Source organism: Rhodocyclus gracilis, from assembly GCF_009617575.1.
GTDB lineage: Bacteria > Pseudomonadota > Gammaproteobacteria > Burkholderiales > Rhodocyclaceae > Rhodocyclus > Rhodocyclus gracilis.
In genome coordinates this window covers 459,700-476,343 of the sequence record NZ_WIXJ01000002.1, presented here as the reverse complement: position 1 = coordinate 476,343, position 16,644 = coordinate 459,700, and the positions used below count along the sequence as shown (strand labels likewise).

General features: G+C 63.0%; 15 protein-coding genes. 11 read left to right on the top strand and 4 right to left on the bottom strand.

Going from position 1 to position 16,644, the window contains the following annotated elements; translation table 11 throughout:
- Positions 1-30 precede the first annotated feature (30 nt).
- On the top strand, positions 31-603 hold the full coding sequence (locus GHK24_RS05265) for a putative metalloprotease CJM1_0395 family protein (protein WP_153470009.1): 573 nt from the start codon (positions 31-33) through the stop codon (positions 601-603).
- 51 nt (positions 604-654) lie between these two features.
- Here GHK24_RS05265 and GHK24_RS05260 read toward each other — a convergent pair whose 3' ends face one another.
- Positions 655-1,218, bottom strand: a complete 564-nt coding sequence (locus GHK24_RS05260; RefSeq protein ID WP_153470006.1) for a TMEM165/GDT1 family protein — start codon at positions 1,216-1,218, stop codon at positions 655-657.
- A gap of 202 nt (positions 1,219-1,420) precedes the next feature.
- Positions 1,421-1,912 (bottom strand): ferric iron uptake transcriptional regulator, encoded by a 492-nt coding sequence (fur, locus tag GHK24_RS05255; protein ID WP_153470003.1) that lies wholly within the window; start codon positions 1,910-1,912, stop codon positions 1,421-1,423.
- A gap of 261 nt (positions 1,913-2,173) precedes the next feature.
- Between fur and GHK24_RS05250 the strand changes: the two genes are divergently transcribed.
- The 6 genes from GHK24_RS05250 (at position 2,174) to GHK24_RS05225 (ending at position 9,120) form a co-directional block, all read left to right on the top strand.
- A complete protein-coding gene (locus tag GHK24_RS05250; RefSeq protein WP_228384542.1) occupies positions 2,174-2,650 on the top strand; it encodes an outer membrane protein assembly factor BamE in 477 nt (158 codons plus the stop codon).
- 10 nt (positions 2,651-2,660) lie between these two features.
- Positions 2,661-3,458, top strand: a complete 798-nt coding sequence (gene dapB, locus GHK24_RS05245) for a 4-hydroxy-tetrahydrodipicolinate reductase (protein WP_167681353.1) — start codon at positions 2,661-2,663, stop codon at positions 3,456-3,458.
- 245 nt (positions 3,459-3,703) lie between these two features.
- Complete coding sequence (gene carA / locus GHK24_RS05240) at positions 3,704-4,891, top strand: glutamine-hydrolyzing carbamoyl-phosphate synthase small subunit (protein WP_340666106.1); 1,188 nt, start codon at positions 3,704-3,706, stop codon at positions 4,889-4,891.
- Positions 4,884-8,090, top strand: coding sequence for a carbamoyl-phosphate synthase large subunit (gene carB, locus GHK24_RS05235; protein ID WP_153470000.1), 3,207 nt, complete (start codon positions 4,884-4,886; stop codon positions 8,088-8,090). Before carA ends, carB begins: the two co-directional genes overlap by 8 nt.
- 74 nt (positions 8,091-8,164) lie before the next feature.
- On the top strand, positions 8,165-8,641 hold the full coding sequence (gene greA / locus GHK24_RS05230) for a transcription elongation factor GreA (RefSeq protein ID WP_153469997.1): 477 nt from the start codon (positions 8,165-8,167) through the stop codon (positions 8,639-8,641).
- 5 nt (positions 8,642-8,646) lie between these two features.
- Entirely contained in the window at positions 8,647-9,120 is a 474-nt protein-coding gene (locus tag GHK24_RS05225; RefSeq protein WP_340642659.1) for a DUF4149 domain-containing protein, read from the top strand.
- An 89-nt stretch (positions 9,121-9,209) separates the two neighbouring features.
- On the opposite strand, the gene GHK24_RS05220 is transcribed toward GHK24_RS05225, so the two are convergent.
- A complete protein-coding gene (locus GHK24_RS05220) occupies positions 9,210-9,572 on the bottom strand; it encodes a YhbY family RNA-binding protein (protein ID WP_153469994.1) in 363 nt (120 codons plus the stop codon).
- A gap of 48 nt (positions 9,573-9,620) precedes the next feature.
- Here GHK24_RS05220 and GHK24_RS05215 point away from each other — a divergent pair, with 48 nt between their 5' ends.
- The 3 genes from GHK24_RS05215 to folP all read left to right on the top strand — a co-directional run bounded on the left by GHK24_RS05215 (position 9,621) and on the right by folP (position 13,195).
- On the top strand, positions 9,621-10,241 hold the full coding sequence (locus GHK24_RS05215) for an RlmE family RNA methyltransferase (RefSeq protein ID WP_153469991.1): 621 nt from the start codon (positions 9,621-9,623) through the stop codon (positions 10,239-10,241).
- A gap of 121 nt (positions 10,242-10,362) precedes the next feature.
- On the top strand, positions 10,363-12,246 hold the full coding sequence (ftsH, locus tag GHK24_RS05210) for an ATP-dependent zinc metalloprotease FtsH (protein WP_153469988.1): 1,884 nt from the start codon (positions 10,363-10,365) through the stop codon (positions 12,244-12,246).
- 109 nt (positions 12,247-12,355) lie between these two features.
- The gene (folP, locus tag GHK24_RS05205; RefSeq protein ID WP_153469985.1) at positions 12,356-13,195 is read left to right on the top strand and encodes a dihydropteroate synthase; all 840 of its coding nucleotides are present in this window, start codon (positions 12,356-12,358) and stop codon (positions 13,193-13,195) included.
- A 40-nt stretch (positions 13,196-13,235) separates the two neighbouring features.
- Here the strand turns inward: folP and GHK24_RS05200 are convergent, their stop codons facing one another.
- A complete protein-coding gene (locus GHK24_RS05200; protein ID WP_228384541.1) occupies positions 13,236-15,107 on the bottom strand; it encodes a GGDEF domain-containing protein in 1,872 nt (623 codons plus the stop codon).
- 93 nt (positions 15,108-15,200) lie between these two features.
- On the opposite strand from GHK24_RS05200, the gene glmM reads away from it, so the two are divergent.
- Positions 15,201-16,595 (top strand): phosphoglucosamine mutase, encoded by a 1,395-nt coding sequence (gene glmM, locus GHK24_RS05195; RefSeq protein WP_153470412.1) that lies wholly within the window; start codon positions 15,201-15,203, stop codon positions 16,593-16,595.
- Positions 16,596-16,644 lie beyond the last annotated feature (49 nt).

Sequence of the window (16,644 nt, the reverse complement as noted above, 5' to 3'; positions counted from 1 at the left end):
GGAACGATGCTCTGATCATGGTTGGCGCCGATGATTTCAAGCGCGACTTCAGCCTCTGCACTGGATTTCATACGAGCGACGACGGCAGTCGTCAGTGCCTCCGGCAGGCCGTCTGGCGCGTCCTCTCGTAGCTCGGTTGCGTCTGGCGATACGCTGACCCCAGAGCAGCGCCGCGAGATAAGCAAGCTCGCGGATGTCGACCGGCAGGTGCGCGCGCATGAGCAGGCGCACCTCAACGTTGGCCGCGATCTGGTCAGGGGCGGGCCGTCCTTCGAGTACCAGAAAGGTCCGGATGGCAAGGATTACGCAGTATCGGGCGAAGTGTCGATCGATACCTCGCCCGGGCGTACGCCCGAAGAGACGATCCCGAAGGCCATCCATATCCGCAACACGGCGCTGGCGCCGAACGATCCTTCGGCGCAGGACCAAAGCGTCGCGGCGACCGCTTCGCGCATGGAGGCCGAGGCGCGGCGCGAGGTCGAGCGTTTGCAAGCGGCCAACGCAGCCTCTGGAACGGCCGGAGCGGCCGGAACCGCTGCGTATGCGGCCGTGCAGCAGATATCGGCGCCCACTGGCGCCGCGCGCGTCGACCTCTTCGCCTGATGCGACGAGGAGGCCGAGAGGCTTCGGCGCTGGCGCAGTCCTTGGCCGGCTTTAGCCGGCGTAGAACAGGGTAAGCAGTCCGGTAATGGAAAAGACGCCGGCGGCGGTCCAGCGGATGGCGTCGAGCGGCAGACGTCCGGCGAGCCGTTCGCCCAGCAGGACGGCCGGTACATTCGCCAGCATCATGCCGAGGGTCGTGCCGACGACAACCCAGGCAAGGTCGTTAAAGCGGGCGGCGAGGGCAATGGTCGCAAATTGCGTCTTGTCACCCATTTCTGCAAGAAAAAAAGCGATCAGCGTGGTGACGAAGGCGCCGGCCTTGCCGACTTGCGGTGTGTCGTTTTCGTCGAGAGTGTCCGGGCGCAAGGTCCAGAGCGCGAAGACGAGGAAAATGATGCCGGTGCTCCAGCGCAACGTTTGCGGTGAAAACCAGGAGGCAATCCAGGCGCCCAGCGAGCCGGCGAGGCCGTGATTGGCGAGCGTGGCGACGAAGATGCCGGCGATGATGGCGCCCGGTCGGCGTAGGCGGGCGGCCAGGACGAAGGAGAGCAACTGCGTTTTGTCGCCGATTTCGGCGAGCGCAACGATCAGGCCGGAGGTAAGGAAAGCTTCCATGGGGAGTGTCGCAGACTGAGAGCGTATCGACGCCGCAAAGCTCGCACAGCATGGGCAGCTTCAGCAGCGGAAGTGGATCGGTGGGATCGGTGATGAGGGTGGCACCAGCTGCCGTCGGCGAGCCATCAAGAAGGGGCGCAACGCTCGCAGCGGGGCGAGCGTCCGGGCGGCTAAGGCGTGGTGCGGGAAAGCAGCAGGTGGTCTAGTCGTCGGCCTGTTCGGCGGCGTCGACTTCGCCAGCGCGGAGCGTCAGGCTGCTTTGCTTGTCTGCATTGCGGTTCGGACAGTCGCTTTTAAGACATTCGGCGTAGAGATAGAGCGCGTGTTCCTGAATGGCGAAGCCGCGCTCCTTGGCGATTTTGGCTTGGCGGCGCTCGATTTCGGGGTCGCAAAACTCTTCAACACGTCCACAGTTGATACAAACGAGGTGGTCGTGGTGCAAACCGGCATTTTTCTCGAACACCGCCTTGCCTGACTCAAAGTGGTGGCGCTCAAGCAGGCCGGCCTGCTCGAACTGCGTCAGCACGCGGTAGACCGTTGCCAGTCCGATGTCGAGGTTTTCGGCCAGCAGCAGTCGATGCACATCCTCGGCGGCGAGGTGGCGCTGCGTGCTTCGCTCGAAGAGTTCGAGAATCTTCAGGCGCGGGATTGTCGCCTTGAGGCCGAGGTTTCGCAGGTCTTGGGGGTTGCTCATCGGTGTCCTTTGCGTGGCAGTGCGGCGCCCGGCGCGGGGTGCCTGCACAGGGTTTTCGGTTATGATATACCGGCAGCAATGAGATAAAAACCGCCGCTGTCAGCGGCGCGAAGTTTACTGTCCGCGCCGGATGTGCTGGCGCGTCAGGCGCCGATTTTGTGCGCGCACGCGACCGATGCCGAGGATGTGGCGGCGGACGCGGCTAACTTGTCTGCGGTTGTCACGCGGTGACCCGCCACACTTTACGGAATCTTTCTGCACATGATGTCTTCGCGAACCCTTGTCGCCGCGCTCCTCGTGGCGACGCTATCCGCCTGTTCGTATGTGCCGCGACTCGTCACCGAGTATCGCATCGACGTGCAGCAGGGGAATGTCCTGACCCAGGAAATGGTTGCCCAGTTGCGTCCGGGGCAGACGCGGGAGCAGGTCCGCTTCATTCTCGGTACGCCGATGCTGGTCGATATGTTCCATGCCGATCGCTGGGATTACGTCTATCGCTTGCAGAAGGGCGCCGATTCCACCGTCGAGACGCGCCGCTTCTCGGTGTTTTTCGATGCGGAAGGGCGTCTTGCTCGTGTGAGCGGTGATGTGGCGGCGGCGCAGGGCGGCGATTCGGGGGCGGAGCCGGAAGTGCGATCGCGCGTGATTGATCTGGGGTCGTTGCCCGAAGGGGCGGCGCCTCCTCCTGTCGAGGAGCGTGGCTTCTTCGGCAAGGTATTGGAAACCGTCGGTTTGTGAGAGGTTAAGAGTGAAGATTGCAATTGTCGGTGCCTCCGGGCGCATGGGGTTGGCGCTGATCAAGGCGACCTTGAATGATTCCGGCGCAACGCTGGTCGCAGCACTGGATCAGCCCGGTTCGCCGCTGATCGGTCGCGATGCCGGTGAGTCCTTGGGTTTGCAAACCGGCGTTCGGGTGAGCAGCGATGCCGAGGCGGGTATTGCGCAGGCAGATTGTCTGATCGATTTCACGCGTCCCGAGGGGACGCTTCGCCATCTTGAGATTTGTCGGCGACACTCCGTGGCGGCGGTGATCGGTACGACCGGTTTCGATGCGGCGGGCAAGCAGGCCATCGCCGAGGCGGCGCAGGAAATCCCGGTGGTGTTCGCGCCGAACATGAGCGTTGGCGTCAATGCAGTGTTCAAGGTGCTTGAACTGGCGACGCGCATCCTGAATGAAGGTTACGACATCGAGATCGTCGAGGCGCACCACAAACGCAAGATCGACGCGCCATCGGGGACGGCCTTGCGCATGGGCGAGGTGGTGGCGTCGGCGCTCGGGCGTACGCTCGACGACTGCGCGGTATTCGCACGCGAGGGCGTCACGGGTGAGCGCGATCCGGCGACCATCGGTTTTGCTGTCGTGCGCGGCGGCGATATCGTCGGCGATCACACCGTGATGTATTGCGGCGAAGGCGAACGTGTCGAGATCACGCACAAGATGGCAAGCCGCGATCCGTATGCGGTCGGCAGTTTGCGTGCCGCGCGCTTTCTGCTTGAGCGCAAGAACGGTCTTTACGACATGCAGGACGTCCTTGGTCTGCGTTGAACTCCGGTTGTTGCAGGTGGGTTGATGCTGGCATAAACACTGCGTTTACGCGCCGTTTTTGTCAGAACGCCCGGTGTTCGGTGCCTGCCGAAGAGGGCGCGGAATTGCCGGAGGGGGGGGCTTTCGGTATAATGCAGACGTCCGGTTGGATGTGAGCGGGAGGGTTGCGAACCCTTCCGCTTTTGCGCATCTAAGCCCAGTGTTACCTCGGGTAGAGCGCCCGGCCGCTTCAACAGGAGTGTTTTGTGTCGTCGTCCCCCGCCCTGCATCCAGATTTGCCGCCCGCGACGCTCGCTCTCGCCGACGGCTCCATTTTTAGTGGCTATTCTATCGGCGCCGAAGGCTGTGTCAGCGGCGAGGTGGTTTTCAATACCGCCATGACCGGTTATCAGGAAATCCTGACCGACCCGTCCTATTCCCGTCAGATTGTGACGTTGACGTATCCCCACATCGGCAACGTTGGCTGTAACGACGAAGATTTCGAGTCGGCCGGCAATCATGCGGCGGGTCTCGTCATTCGCGATCTGCCTGTGCGCGCTGAAAGCTGGCGCCTGCAGGAGACGCTGCCCGCGTATCTGAAGGCGCGCGGCGTTGTCGCCATCGCTGGCGTCGATACTCGTCGCCTGACGCGCCTGCTGCGCGAAAAAGGTGCGCAGGCCGGTTGCATCATCACTGGTCGCGACGCGGCCACCGCTCTTGCCGAGGCGCGCCGCTTCCCCGGTCTGGCCGGTATGGATCTGGCCAAGGTCGTCTCGGTGCGCGAATCCTACGAGTGGTCAGCGTGTTCGGCGACAGTCGATGGCGCGGAGGCCGGCGAATGGACGCTCAAGGGCTATCGCCCGGCGCCTGCGGCGGCTTTTCACGTCGTAGCCTACGACTTTGGCGTCAAACGCAATATCGTACGGATGCTGACGCAGCGCGGTTGCCGCGTGACCGTTGTGCCGGCGCAGACGCCAGCCGCCGATGTGCTCGCGCTGGCTCCTGATGGCGTCTTCCTGTCGAATGGCCCCGGCGATCCCGAGCCTTGCACGTATGCGGTAGCGGCCATCCGCGAATTTCTGGCGCGCCGTTTGCCGGTGTTCGGCATCTGCCTCGGCCACCAGTTGCTGGCCCTGGCGTCGGGTGCGCGTACCGTGAAGATGAAGTTCGGTCACCACGGGGCGAACCACCCGGTTAAGGATGTCGATACCGGACAGGTGCTGATCACCAGCCAGAACCACGGCTTCGCGGTGGATGCGACGAGTTTGCCCGCTCACCTGCGGACGACGCACGTTTCTCTTTTTGACGGTTCATTGCAAGGCGTGGCGCGGACTGACGTGCCGGCCTTCTCGTTCCAGGGGCACCCGGAAGCGAGCCCAGGGCCGCACGATGTGGCGTACCTCTTCGACCGTTTTATCAAGTTGATGCAAGACAGTAAGGCGGAAAATGCCTAAGCGCGACGACCTCAAAAGCATTCTCATCATCGGCGCCGGCCCGATCGTTATCGGTCAGGCCTGTGAATTCGACTATTCCGGCGCGCAGGCGTGCAAGGCGCTGCGCGAGGAGGGCTACCGGGTCATTCTGGTTAACTCCAACCCGGCGACGATCATGACCGATCCGGAAATGGCCGATGTCACCTACATCGAGCCCATCGCCTGGAAGGTGGTCGAGAAGATCATCGAACGCGAGCGTCCCGACGCGCTGCTGCCCACCATGGGCGGTCAGACGGCGCTCAACTGCGCGCTCGATCTGGCGCGTAACGGCGTGCTCGAAAAGTACGGCGTCGAAATGATCGGCGCTTCACGCGACGCCATCGACAAGGCGGAAGACCGCGAAAAATTCAAGCAGGCGATGACCAAGATCGGTCTTGGCTCCGCCCGCTCGGCTGTCGCGCACTCGATGGAGGAGGCGCAGCAGGTGCAGGCCATGATCGGCTTCCCGGCGATCATCCGTCCCTCCTTCACCATGGGCGGCTCCGGCGGCGGAATCGCCTACAACCAGGAAGAGTTCGTCGAGATCTGCAAGCGCGGTCTCGAAGCCAGCCCGACGCGCGAACTGCTGATCGAAGAGTCGCTGCTCGGCTGGAAAGAGTTCGAGATGGAGGTTGTCCGCGACCGCAAGGACAACTGCATCATCATCTGCTCGATCGAAAACCTCGATCCGATGGGCGTGCACACCGGTGACTCGATCACCGTCGCGCCGGCGCAGACGCTCACCGACAAGGAATACCAGATCATGCGTAACGCATCGATCGCGGTGTTGCGCGAGATCGGTGTCGATACCGGTGGCTCTAACGTCCAGTTCTCGATCAATCCGGCTGATGGCCGCATGATCGTCATCGAGATGAACCCGCGCGTGTCGCGCTCGTCGGCGCTTGCCTCCAAGGCGACCGGCTTCCCCATCGCCAAGGTGGCGGCCAAGTTGGCCGTCGGTTACACCCTTGATGAACTGGCCAACGAAATTACCGGTGGCAAGACGCCGGCATCGTTCGAGCCGTCGATCGACTACGTCGTCACCAAGGTGCCGCGTTTCGCCTTCGAGAAATTCCCGCAGGCCGATTCGACGCTGACGACGCAGATGAAGTCGGTCGGCGAAGTGATGGCGATCGGCCGCACCTTCCAGGAATCGCTGCAAAAAGCCCTGCGCGGCCTCGAAGTCGGTGTCGACGGCTTCAACCTGAAAACCGTCGATCCGGCGACCATCGATGAGCAGTTGGCGCGCCCGTCGCCCGACCGCCTGTGGTACGTCGCCGACGCTTTCGGTGTCGGCATGACGCTCGACAAGGTCTATGAGTTGACGAAGATCGACCCGTGGTTCCTCGCCCAGATTCAGGAAATCGTCGACCTTGAACTGCGTCTCGAAGAGCGCGATCTTGCGTCGCTGACGGCCGAAGAAATGCGTTTCCTGAAGCGCAAGGGCTTCGCTGACCGCCGTCTGGCCCATTTGACGAAGAGCAGTGAAGCGGCTGTGCGCGAGCTTCGCCATTCTCTTGGTGTGCGCCCGGTGTACAAGCGCGTCGACACCTGCGCTGCCGAGTTCGCCACGGGCACGGCCTACATGTACTCGACCTATGAGGAAGAGTGCGAGGCGAATCCCAGCGACAAGAAAAAGATCATGGTGCTCGGTGGCGGTCCGAACCGTATCGGTCAGGGCATCGAGTTCGACTATTGCTGCGTGCACGCGGCGATGGCGATGCGTGAGGACGGCTACGAGACCATCATGGTCAACTGCAACCCGGAAACCGTGTCCACCGACTACGACACCTCGGATCGCCTGTACTTCGAGCCGCTGACGCTCGAAGACGTGCTCGAGATCGTCGCCGTCGAACAGCCGGTCGGTGTCATCGTCCAGTACGGCGGTCAGACGCCGCTCAAACTCGCGCTGGCGCTCGAAGCCAACGGCGTGCCGATCATCGGCACCAGCCCGGACATGATCGACGCCGCCGAAGACCGCGAGCGCTTCCAGAAACTGTTGCACGAGTTGGGCCTCAAGCAGCCGCCCAACCGCACTGCGCGTACCGAGGCCGATGCGCTGCGTCTGGCCGAGGAAATCGGCTATCCGCTGGTTGTGCGTCCGTCCTACGTGCTCGGTGGCCGCGCCATGGAAATCGTCCACGAGCAGAAAGACCTCGAGCGCTACATGCGCGAGGCGGTGAAGGTTTCGCACGACTCGCCGGTGTTGCTCGACCGCTTCCTCAACGATGCCTGCGAAGTCGACGTCGATGCCTTGTCCGATGGCGAAGAAGTGATCATCGGCGGCGTCATGGAACACATCGAACAGGCCGGCGTGCATTCGGGCGACTCGGCGTGTTCGCTGCCGCCGTATTCGCTGGGCGAGGACGTGCAGGCCGAACTGCGCCGCCAGACCAAGGCGATGGCGCGTGCGCTCAACGTCGTCGGTCTGATGAACGTGCAGTTCGCCATCCAGGGCGATCAGGTTTATGTGCTGGAAGTGAATCCGCGCGCTTCGCGCACGGTGCCTTTCGTCTCCAAGGCGACGGGCCTGCAGCTGGCGAAGATCGCCGCGCGCTGCATGGCCGGGCGTTCGCTTCGCGATCAGGGCATCACCGGCGAGGTCATCCCGCCTTACTACTCGGTCAAGGAAGCAGTTTTCCCCTTCGCCAAGTTCCCCGGCATCGACACCATTCTCGGCCCGGAAATGAAGTCGACCGGCGAAGTGATGGGCGTGGGTGCCAGCTTTGCCGAGGCCTTCTTCAAATCGCAACTGGCGGCTGGCGTGCGTCTGCCGAGTTCGGGCAAGGCTTTCATCAGCGTCAAGGAATCCGACAAGACGAAGGCAGTCGAGGTCGCGCGTGACCTGCACGAAGGCGGTTTCGTCATCGTCGCGACGCGCGGTACGGCGGCATCGATTGCGGCGGCGGGCATTCCTGTCTCGGTGGTCAATAAGGTCACCGAAGGTCGCCCGCACATCGTCGACATGATCAAGAACAAGGAAATTGCGCTGATCATCAATACGGTCGACGAGAAGCGTCAGGCCATCAACGATTCGCGCTCGATCCGCACGTCCGGACTGGCCGCGCGCGTTACCATCTACACGACGATCTGGGGTGCCGAAGCCGCGGCGGAAGGCATCAAGAACCGCGGTGAGCTGGTCGTCTATCCCATTCAGGAGCTGCACGCGCAGCTCGTTTGATCAACCCGCACGTCGCCGCCGTCCAATCCTGATTGATCGGGAGGGCGGCGGCGTGCGTCTTGGCGAATACATTTATGAGCAAGGTTCCGTTAACCCTGACTGGCGCAGAGAAACTGCGTGTTGAACTGCATCGTCTGAAGACCATCGAGCGTCCGGCCGTCATTGCGGCGATTGCCGAGGCGCGTTCGCACGGTGATCTTTCGGAAAACGCCGAGTACGACGCCGCCAAGGAGCGGCAAGCCTTTGTTGAAGGGCGCATCCAGGAAGTCGAAGGCAAGATCAGCAACGCGCAGATCATCGATCCGAAGCTGCTCGACGCCGGTGGCCGTTGCGTGTTCGCGGCGACGGTGGATCTTGAAGATCAGGAAACGGGCGATCAGGTCACTTATCAGATCGTTGGCGAAGACGAGGCGGACATCAAGGCCGGCAAGATTTCGGTCAATTCGCCGATTGCCCGCGCCCTGATCGGCAAGGTCGCCGGTGACGTGGCGCAAGTCATGGCGCCCGGTGGCCTGCGCGAGTACGAACTGCTTGCCGTGCGTTACGAGTAAGAATCGTGCGCCGCATCGCCGATGCCTTGAGCGGACTGGCCCTGACACTGTGGGTTGGCGGTCTCTGGAGCATCGGCTATCTGGTGGCGCCGACCCTATTCGCGACCCTCGCCGACCGCCAGTTGGCCGGCGCCATCGCCGGCAAGCTGTTTCAACTGATTGGCTGGATCGGCTTTGGCTGCGCCGCCTACCTCATTCTGCACGCACTGATGCGCCAGGGAGCACAGGCCTTGCGGCGATGGTCTTTCTGGCTGCTGGTGTTGATGGTGGTGTTGGCGCTGATAGGGCAGTTCGGCGTGCAGCCGGTGATTGCCCAGTTGAAGGCGGAGTCAGCCTCGCGGGCAGCGCTCGAAGGCGCGGCCGATATGGTGCTCAAGGACCGCTTCGCTACCTGGCACGGTATCGCCAGTGTGCTTTATCTGGTGCAGAGTCTGCTGGGGGCGGCGCTGGTCGTCGTCAGTGGGCGTCAAGGACGATGACGGCGTGCGTATGCCCGCAGTCGCGCCCTTGCCGAGTACGGATCGGCAAGCGGGCGCGGGCGGCGCATCGACGGGGCTTGGAACGGGGCTCAGCCCTCGTTCTGGAAGCTGCGCTTGGGGCGGCGCGGAGCGCGACGACCCGGACGAACACGCTTGGCTGCCGCGTCATCCTCATCGGCGCCCGGACGCCAGACGACGAGCAGCTTGCCGATGTGTTGCACCGGCGCCGCGCTGTGTTCTTCGCAGATGGCGGCGAGGAAACGCTCCCGTTTTTCGCGGTCGTCGTTGTAGACGCGGATCTTGATCAGCTGGTGGCTGTGGAGGGCGACACCGATTTCCTTCAGTACCGCTTCGCTGAGGCCGTTCTGGCTGATCGAGACGACGGGCTTGAGCGCATGGGCGCGGGCGCGCAGGCCGCGGCGCTGATCGGTGCTGAGTGTAAGAGTGGGCATGTAGTTTTCGAGTTTTCCAAAGTCCCGGATTCTAACGAGTTTTGAACCATGGCGCGAACGCGAACGAGCAAGGCCTGGATGCGCGAGCATGTGAACGATACCTTCGTGCAAAAGGCGAAGGCCGACGGCTATCGCTCGCGCGCGGCCTACAAATTGATGGAGATCGATGACCGCGATCATCTGATTCGCCCCGGCGACTGCGTTGTCGACCTCGGTGCGGCTCCCGGTGGTTGGTCGCAGGTCGCGGCGCAGCGGATGCAGCGGCGAGGAAAGGTGTTCGCGCTTGATCTTCTGGAGATCGTGCCGCTGGCCGGGGTTTCGTTTCTGCAAGGCGATTTTCGCGAGACGGAGATTCTGCAGCAGCTGGAAACGATGCTCGACGGCGAGCGGGTGGGGCTTGTGCTTTCGGATATGGCCCCCAACATATCGGGGATTGCCATTTCGGATCAGGCGCGGGCGATGCATCTGGCTGAGTTGGCGCTGGAGTTTGCCGAAGCGTGGCTGAAACCGGATGGCGCGTTTCTGGTCAAAGTTTTTCACGGGCATGGCTACGAAGAGTACGTTCGGCGCATGCGCAGCACCTTTCTCTCCGTCACCACGCGCAAGCCGGAAGCTTCGCGTGATCGTAGCTCCGAGACCTATTTGTTGGGACGTGGCCTGAAACCCTGAGTCCGGCGCTCACCTACGGAGCGCTGTAATCGGTTTAGAATGCACCGTGGCGGTGCGGCTTCATCCGCTGCTGTCGGCGGTCGGGGGCGATTCCCGGCCGCAATCTTGAAGAGGTATCCCATTGAATAACATGTTCAAGAACCTGGCGATCTGGCTCGTCATCGGCCTCGTGCTGATGACCGTGTTCAACCAGTTCAATAACCGCCAGGCGGCGCAGGCGCCGATGGAGTACTCCCAATTCATCGATGAGGTGAAGGAGGGCCATATCGCCAAGGTGGTGATCGAAGGGCGCGCGCTGAAGGCGACGACGGTCGAGGGCAAGAAGCTGACGTCGTACGCGCCTCCCGATCTCTGGATGGTGTCCGACCTGCTCAAGTACGGCGTCAAGATCGAGGCGAAGCCGGAAGAAGAGCCGTCGCTGCTGATGAATATCTTCGTCTCCTGGTTCCCGATGCTGGTGTTGATCGGCGTCTGGGTCTTTTTCATGCGGCAGATGCAGGGCGGCGGTCGGGGCGGCGCATTTTCGTTCGGCAAGAGCAAGGCGCGCATGCTCGATGAAGCCAACAATACGGTGACGTTTGCCGACGTCGCCGGTTGCGATGAGGCCAAGGAAGAAGTCTCCGAACTCGTCGACTTCCTGCGCGATCCGTCGAAGTTCCAGAAGCTCGGCGGGCGTATCCCCAAGGGTGTGCTGATGGTCGGTAATCCCGGCACCGGCAAGACCTTGCTGGCGAAGGCCATTGCCGGCGAAGCCAAGGTACCGTTCTTCTCGATCTCCGGTTCCGATTTTGTCGAGATGTTCGTCGGCGTCGGCGCAGCGCGTGTGCGCGACATGTTCGAGCAGGCCAAGAAGCAGGCGCCGTGCATCATCTTCATCGACGAAATCGATGCGGTTGGCCGTCAGCGGGGCGCTGGTCTCGGCGGTGGCAACGACGAACGCGAGCAGACACTTAACCAGTTGCTCGTCGAAATGGACGGCTTCGAAGGCGTCTCCGGCATCATCGTCATTGCGGCGACGAACCGTCCCGATGTGCTTGATCCGGCCCTGATGCGGCCGGGACGTTTCGACCGGCAGGTGGTCGTGCCGCTGCCCGACATTCGCGGTCGCGAGCAGATTCTGCTGGTGCATATGCGCAAGGTGCCGCTGTCGCCTGACGTCAAGGCCGACATCATCGCGCGTGGCACGCCGGGCTTCTCCGGTGCCGATCTGGCCAACCTGGTGAATGAGGCCGCTCTGTTCGCTGCGCGCAGCAGTAAGCGCCTGGTCGACATGGACGATTTCGAGCGTGCCAAGGACAAAATCATGATGGGCGCCGAGCGCCGCAGCATGGTCATGACCGACGAAGAAAAGCGCAATACGGCTTACCACGAGTCCGGCCACGCGGTTGTTGCCAAGCTGATGCCGAAGTCCGACCCGGTGCATAAGGTCACGATCATCCCGCGCGGACGGGCGCTTGGCGTCACCATGCAATTGCCTGAGCAGGATCGTTACGCCTATGACCGCGACTATCTGCTGAGCCGCATCGCCGTGCTCTTCGGCGGTCGGATTGCCGAGGAGGTGTTCATGCATCAGATGACCACCGGCGCCTCCAACGACTTCGAGCGCGCGACGCAGATGGCGCGTGACATGGTGACGCGTTACGGCATGTCGGATGCACTCGGGCCGATGGTCTACGGCGACAACGACGGAGAGGTTTTCCTCGGTCGCTCGGTGACGACGCACAAGAATGTGTCCGAGACGACGATGCAGATGGTCGACGCTGAAATCCGCCGCATCATCGACGAACAGTACGGACTCGCGCGCAAGTTGCTGGAAGATAATCGCGACAAGGTCGAAGCGATGACGGCTGCCCTGCTTGAATGGGAAACCATCGACGCCGATCAGATAAACGACATCATGGAAGGCCGTGCGCCGCGTCCGCCGAAGGCGACGCAGACGATTTATCCCAACAAGCCCGGCGGCAGTGCGCCGGGAGCGGCGCCGAGCGCGACGGCACCTGCCTGATCGACAACGCCGCATTCCGCCCGGCCGGGGCAACAGCGCGGGGAAGCGAGAGCTTCCCCGTTTTCATTGGCACTTACTTCACTCTCACTCCACCTTGTGGCGCTGACTCATGGTCCAACTCGAATGCGGCAAATTTTCCCGGACGATTGATCGTCCGCTCGTCATGGGCATCGTCAATCTCACGCCCGACTCGTTTTCCGGCGATGGTGTCGATGTCGCGCGGGCACTCGACAAAGCGCAGGAGCAGATCGAGGCGGGGGCCGATTGGCTCGATGTGGGCGCTGAATCCTCGCGGCCCGGTGCGCAGGCTACCCCTCTGGAAGAAGAATTGCGTCGCTTGCTGCCCGTTCTCGAACGCTTGGCCGGTTGTGGCGTGCCCATTTCCGTGGATACCTACAAGCCGCCGGTCATGCGCGCGGCGATCGAAGCTGGCGTGGCGATGATCAATGACATCTACGGCTTGCGCATGCCGGGGGCTCTTGAGGCGGTCGCCGACGCCGACTGTGCCGTGTGTGTCATGCACATGCAGGGCGAGCCGCTGAGCATGCAGCAGGCGCCTGTCTATGGCGATGTGGTGGCCGAGGTGAGGGCGTTCCTGGCAGAGCGTGTTTCAGCCTTGACGAAGGCCGGCGTTTCGCATCGGCGCATCGTGCTCGATCCGGGCTTCGGCTTTGGCAAGACGCTCGAACACAACCTTGCGCTGATGCGCCGCTTGCCGGAATGCGTCGTGAACGAGTTGCCGCTCCTGATCGGCGTTTCGCGTAAGTCGATGCTGGGCGCGCTGTGCGGCCGTGAGGTGGCAGATCGGGGGGCGGCGAGCGTTGCGGCGGCGCTGCTGGCGGCGCAGCGAGGGGCGCATTTCCTGCGCGTGCATGATGTTGCCGCGACACGCGATGCGCTGGCGGTCTGGCAGGCTTTCAAACCGGCCTCGGCGGATGCTACCGCCTGACGAGTGGGCGGCGCACATCTGGCCTGCGCCGTGTACGCGCTCAGGCGTTGCTCTTGCCGGAGTGGCACCGTGCGATGAAAAGGCTGCTGCCGCTGATTTTTTTCGCGTGCCTCCTGGTTTCGGAGGCGGCGGAAGCGACTTCCTGATGCGATTCCGCGTCGCCGGCGCATAAGGCCAAGGCGCCAATGGAAAGCGTCGGCAGCGGATGCAGTGCCGCTTCCCCCCGGTGGTTCTCGGCCAGATAGCCGCCGCGCTGCAGATCGAGGGGCGTAACCATGGCGGCGATTTGCGAATCGAAGAGGCGCAGTATGCGTGCGCAGCGTGCTTCCCAGTCGCCGCTCTGAAAGAGCGCCAGAAAATCATCGCCACCGATGTGGCCGACGAAGTCGAGGCGAGGGTCGCTGTTTTCGCGTAGCAGGGTGCCGAGGATCTGGATGATGTCGTCGCCTTTGCGGTAGCCGTAGGTGTCGTTGAAGGCCTTGAAATGGTCAATGTCGCAGTAGCAGGCGCGGAAGGCCGTACCGGCGCGCAGCAGGTGGTCGATGTGCTCGTTGAGTGGCACGTTGCCCGGTAGCTGCGTCAGCGGATTGGCGTAGCGTGCCGCCTGGATCTGCATCTCCGTGATCAGCGCCATCAGGTCGTGGCCGCTACCGACGCCGAGGTAAGCGCCATTGTCGGTGATGATGAAGCCGTCCGTCAGGTGGTGCCGGGCCGAGCGGCTGATCAGCAGGCCGGCCTCCTGCACCGTCGCGTCTTCATTGAAGATCAGCGGCGCCGCGTCCATGAACTGCGTGCAGGGACGGCATTCGTAGAGATCGCGCCGGTAGGGGCGGGCGAAGCGGTCGATCATGGCGTGGCGATTGATCAGGCCGCGCGGCGTGCCATCGGCGACGACCGGCAATGAGCCAAGCTCCGGCTCTTCGGCAAAGCGGCGATAGACGACCTCGTTGAGGGTGTCCGGCGTCACGGGTTCGATCCATCGCGCCAGTTGGCGCACCGTATGAGCTTGCCCGGCGCCGCTGGCGCGCGGGAAGACAGCGATGCTGCCGCGGCGCAACAGGTCGCGCATCGGTCCGCCGAGTCGTGAAGACGGGGACGGGGTCGGGCGTTCGATCAGATAGCCTTGCCCGCAGGCGACGCCAAGATCGCGCAGCGCCAGACAGTCGCTGTCGCGCTCGATCCCTTCGGCGATGACGCGTGCCGAGCAGGTTTCGGCGAGTTCGTGCATGGCTTTGACGAACTGGAACTTGAGCGTGTCGTCGGCGATACCGTTGATGAAGTGCTGGTCGATCTTGACGTATTCGGGTTTGACTTCCGACCACATGCGCATGTTCGAGAAGCCCTCGCCCAGATCGTCGATGGCGATCTGGTAGCCCAGCCCACGAAAGTGGGCGAGCGTTTGCTGGATGCGGGGGAAGTCGCTGACGCGCTGGTTTTCGGTGAGCTCGATGACGATGCGTGTCGGCTTGAGGTCAAGTCGGCGGAGCAGTTGCAGCGTACTGCCGTTGCGAAAGAGATCATCGTCGAGGCTCGCCGGACTGGCGTTGATGAAGAGTTTGCCCGGCAGTTGCCGCTCTGCGAAAGCAACGAACTGGATTTCGCGGCATACCGCTTCGAGTTCGCGGCGCAGACCATGCCGGTCGGCGGCAGCGAAGAGAGCGGATGGTGCGTGCAGTGGCGTACCCTGCGGTCCGCGAATCAGTGCTTCGTAGGCGAAATAGGTGTGCGTACGAAAATCGAGAATCGGCTGAAAGACCGCCTGCAAGCGGCGTTCCCTGATGATCGCGACGAGTGTGTCGAGTTCGGCGGATCTGTCGCGCTCGTCGTTTTCGAGCCTTGTACAGAGCCCGTGTTCGCTGTCGTCGAGGTCGAATTTACGGAGGGGAAGCCGTCGGATCAGGGTCTGCGCCATGCTGCCAAGCATTGAAAGAGGTTCGCTAGGCTAAGCGGCGGGGGTTTCAGTATGATGACGCCCTTTGCTGGATCGGGCGCGTGCCCGGCGGCCATGGAGGGTTTTGCGGTGAGGAAATATTTCGGAACGGACGGGGTGCGAGGCCGGGTCGGCGAGGCGCCGATCACGCCGGATCTGGTCATGCGTCTTGGCTACGCCGCCGGGCGCGCGCTTGTCGCTCAGGAGTCGGTGCGCGCGCCGGTCAAGGCGGGTGAGCGGCCTGCCGTGCTGATCGGCAAGGACACGCGGGTCTCCGGCTATATGCTCGAAGCGGCGCTGGAAGCCGGCTTCGCCGCCGCCGGGGTCGATGTGTGCCTCGTCGGGCCGTTGCCGACGCCGGCCGTAGCCTATCTGACGCGCGCCTTGCGTTTGCAGGCGGGGGTCGTGATTTCGGCCTCTCACAATCCGTATTTCGATAACGGCATCAAGTTTTTCTCGGCGCACGGCAGCAAACTGCCCGATGCCGTTGAACTCGAGATCGAGGCCGGTCTCGAGGCGCCGATGGGCTGCGTGCCTTCCGGCCAGCTCGGACGGGCACGGCGCATCGCCGATGCGGCGGGGCGCTACATCGAGTTTTGCAAGAGCGCCTTTCCCAATGATCTCGATTTGCGCGGTCTGAAGATCGTCGTCGATTGTGCGCATGGCGCCGCCTACCACATCGCGCCGCACGTCCTGCACGAACTGGGTGCCGAAGTGACGACGGTGGGGGCCGAACCGGACGGGCTCAACATCAATGATCAGGTCGGTGCGACGGCACCGGCGGCATTGCGTCGCGCCGTGCTGGCGCAAGGCGCCGATCTGGGGATCGCGCTGGACGGTGACGGCGACCGCGTCTTGATGGTCGACGCCAGCGGCAGTCTCTATGACGGCGACCAACTCCTTTATGCGATTGTAAAAAACCGCCTGCAACAGGGGCCGGTGGCCGGGGTCGTCGGCACCTTGATGAGCAATCTTGCGCTCGAGCACGCATTTGCCACCCTGGCGGTGCCGTTTGCCCGCGCCGCAGTCGGCGACCGCTACGTTACCGAAATGCTGCATGAGCGCGGCTGGCTCTATGGCGGCGAGAATTCGGGCCATATCCTTTGTCTCGACAAGCACAGCACGGGTGACGGAATTATTTCAGCGCTGCAGGTGCTTTCGGCACTGCGCGCCTCCGGTGGCGATCTGCGTACGCTGCTGGGTGATTTCGCCCTCTATCCGCAGAAGTTGATCAACGTGCCGATGGCCAAGGGTTTTCCGTGGAAGGATCACCCCCAGATCAGCGCGGTGCGGCGCGATGTCGAGGCGGCGCTTGATGGCGAAGGGCGAGTGCTCTTGCGTGCTTCGGGGACCGAGCCACTGCTGCGTGTGATGGTCGAGGGGCGCGATGCGCGGCGGGTCGAAAGTGCTGCCGAGGCGCTGGCGAGCGCGGTGCGTCTGGCTGTTCACGGGGATGTCACAGACTCGTAACATTCGGCCTCTAGACTCCGCCCGGTCTGCTGCGATGCAGCGTCTTCCC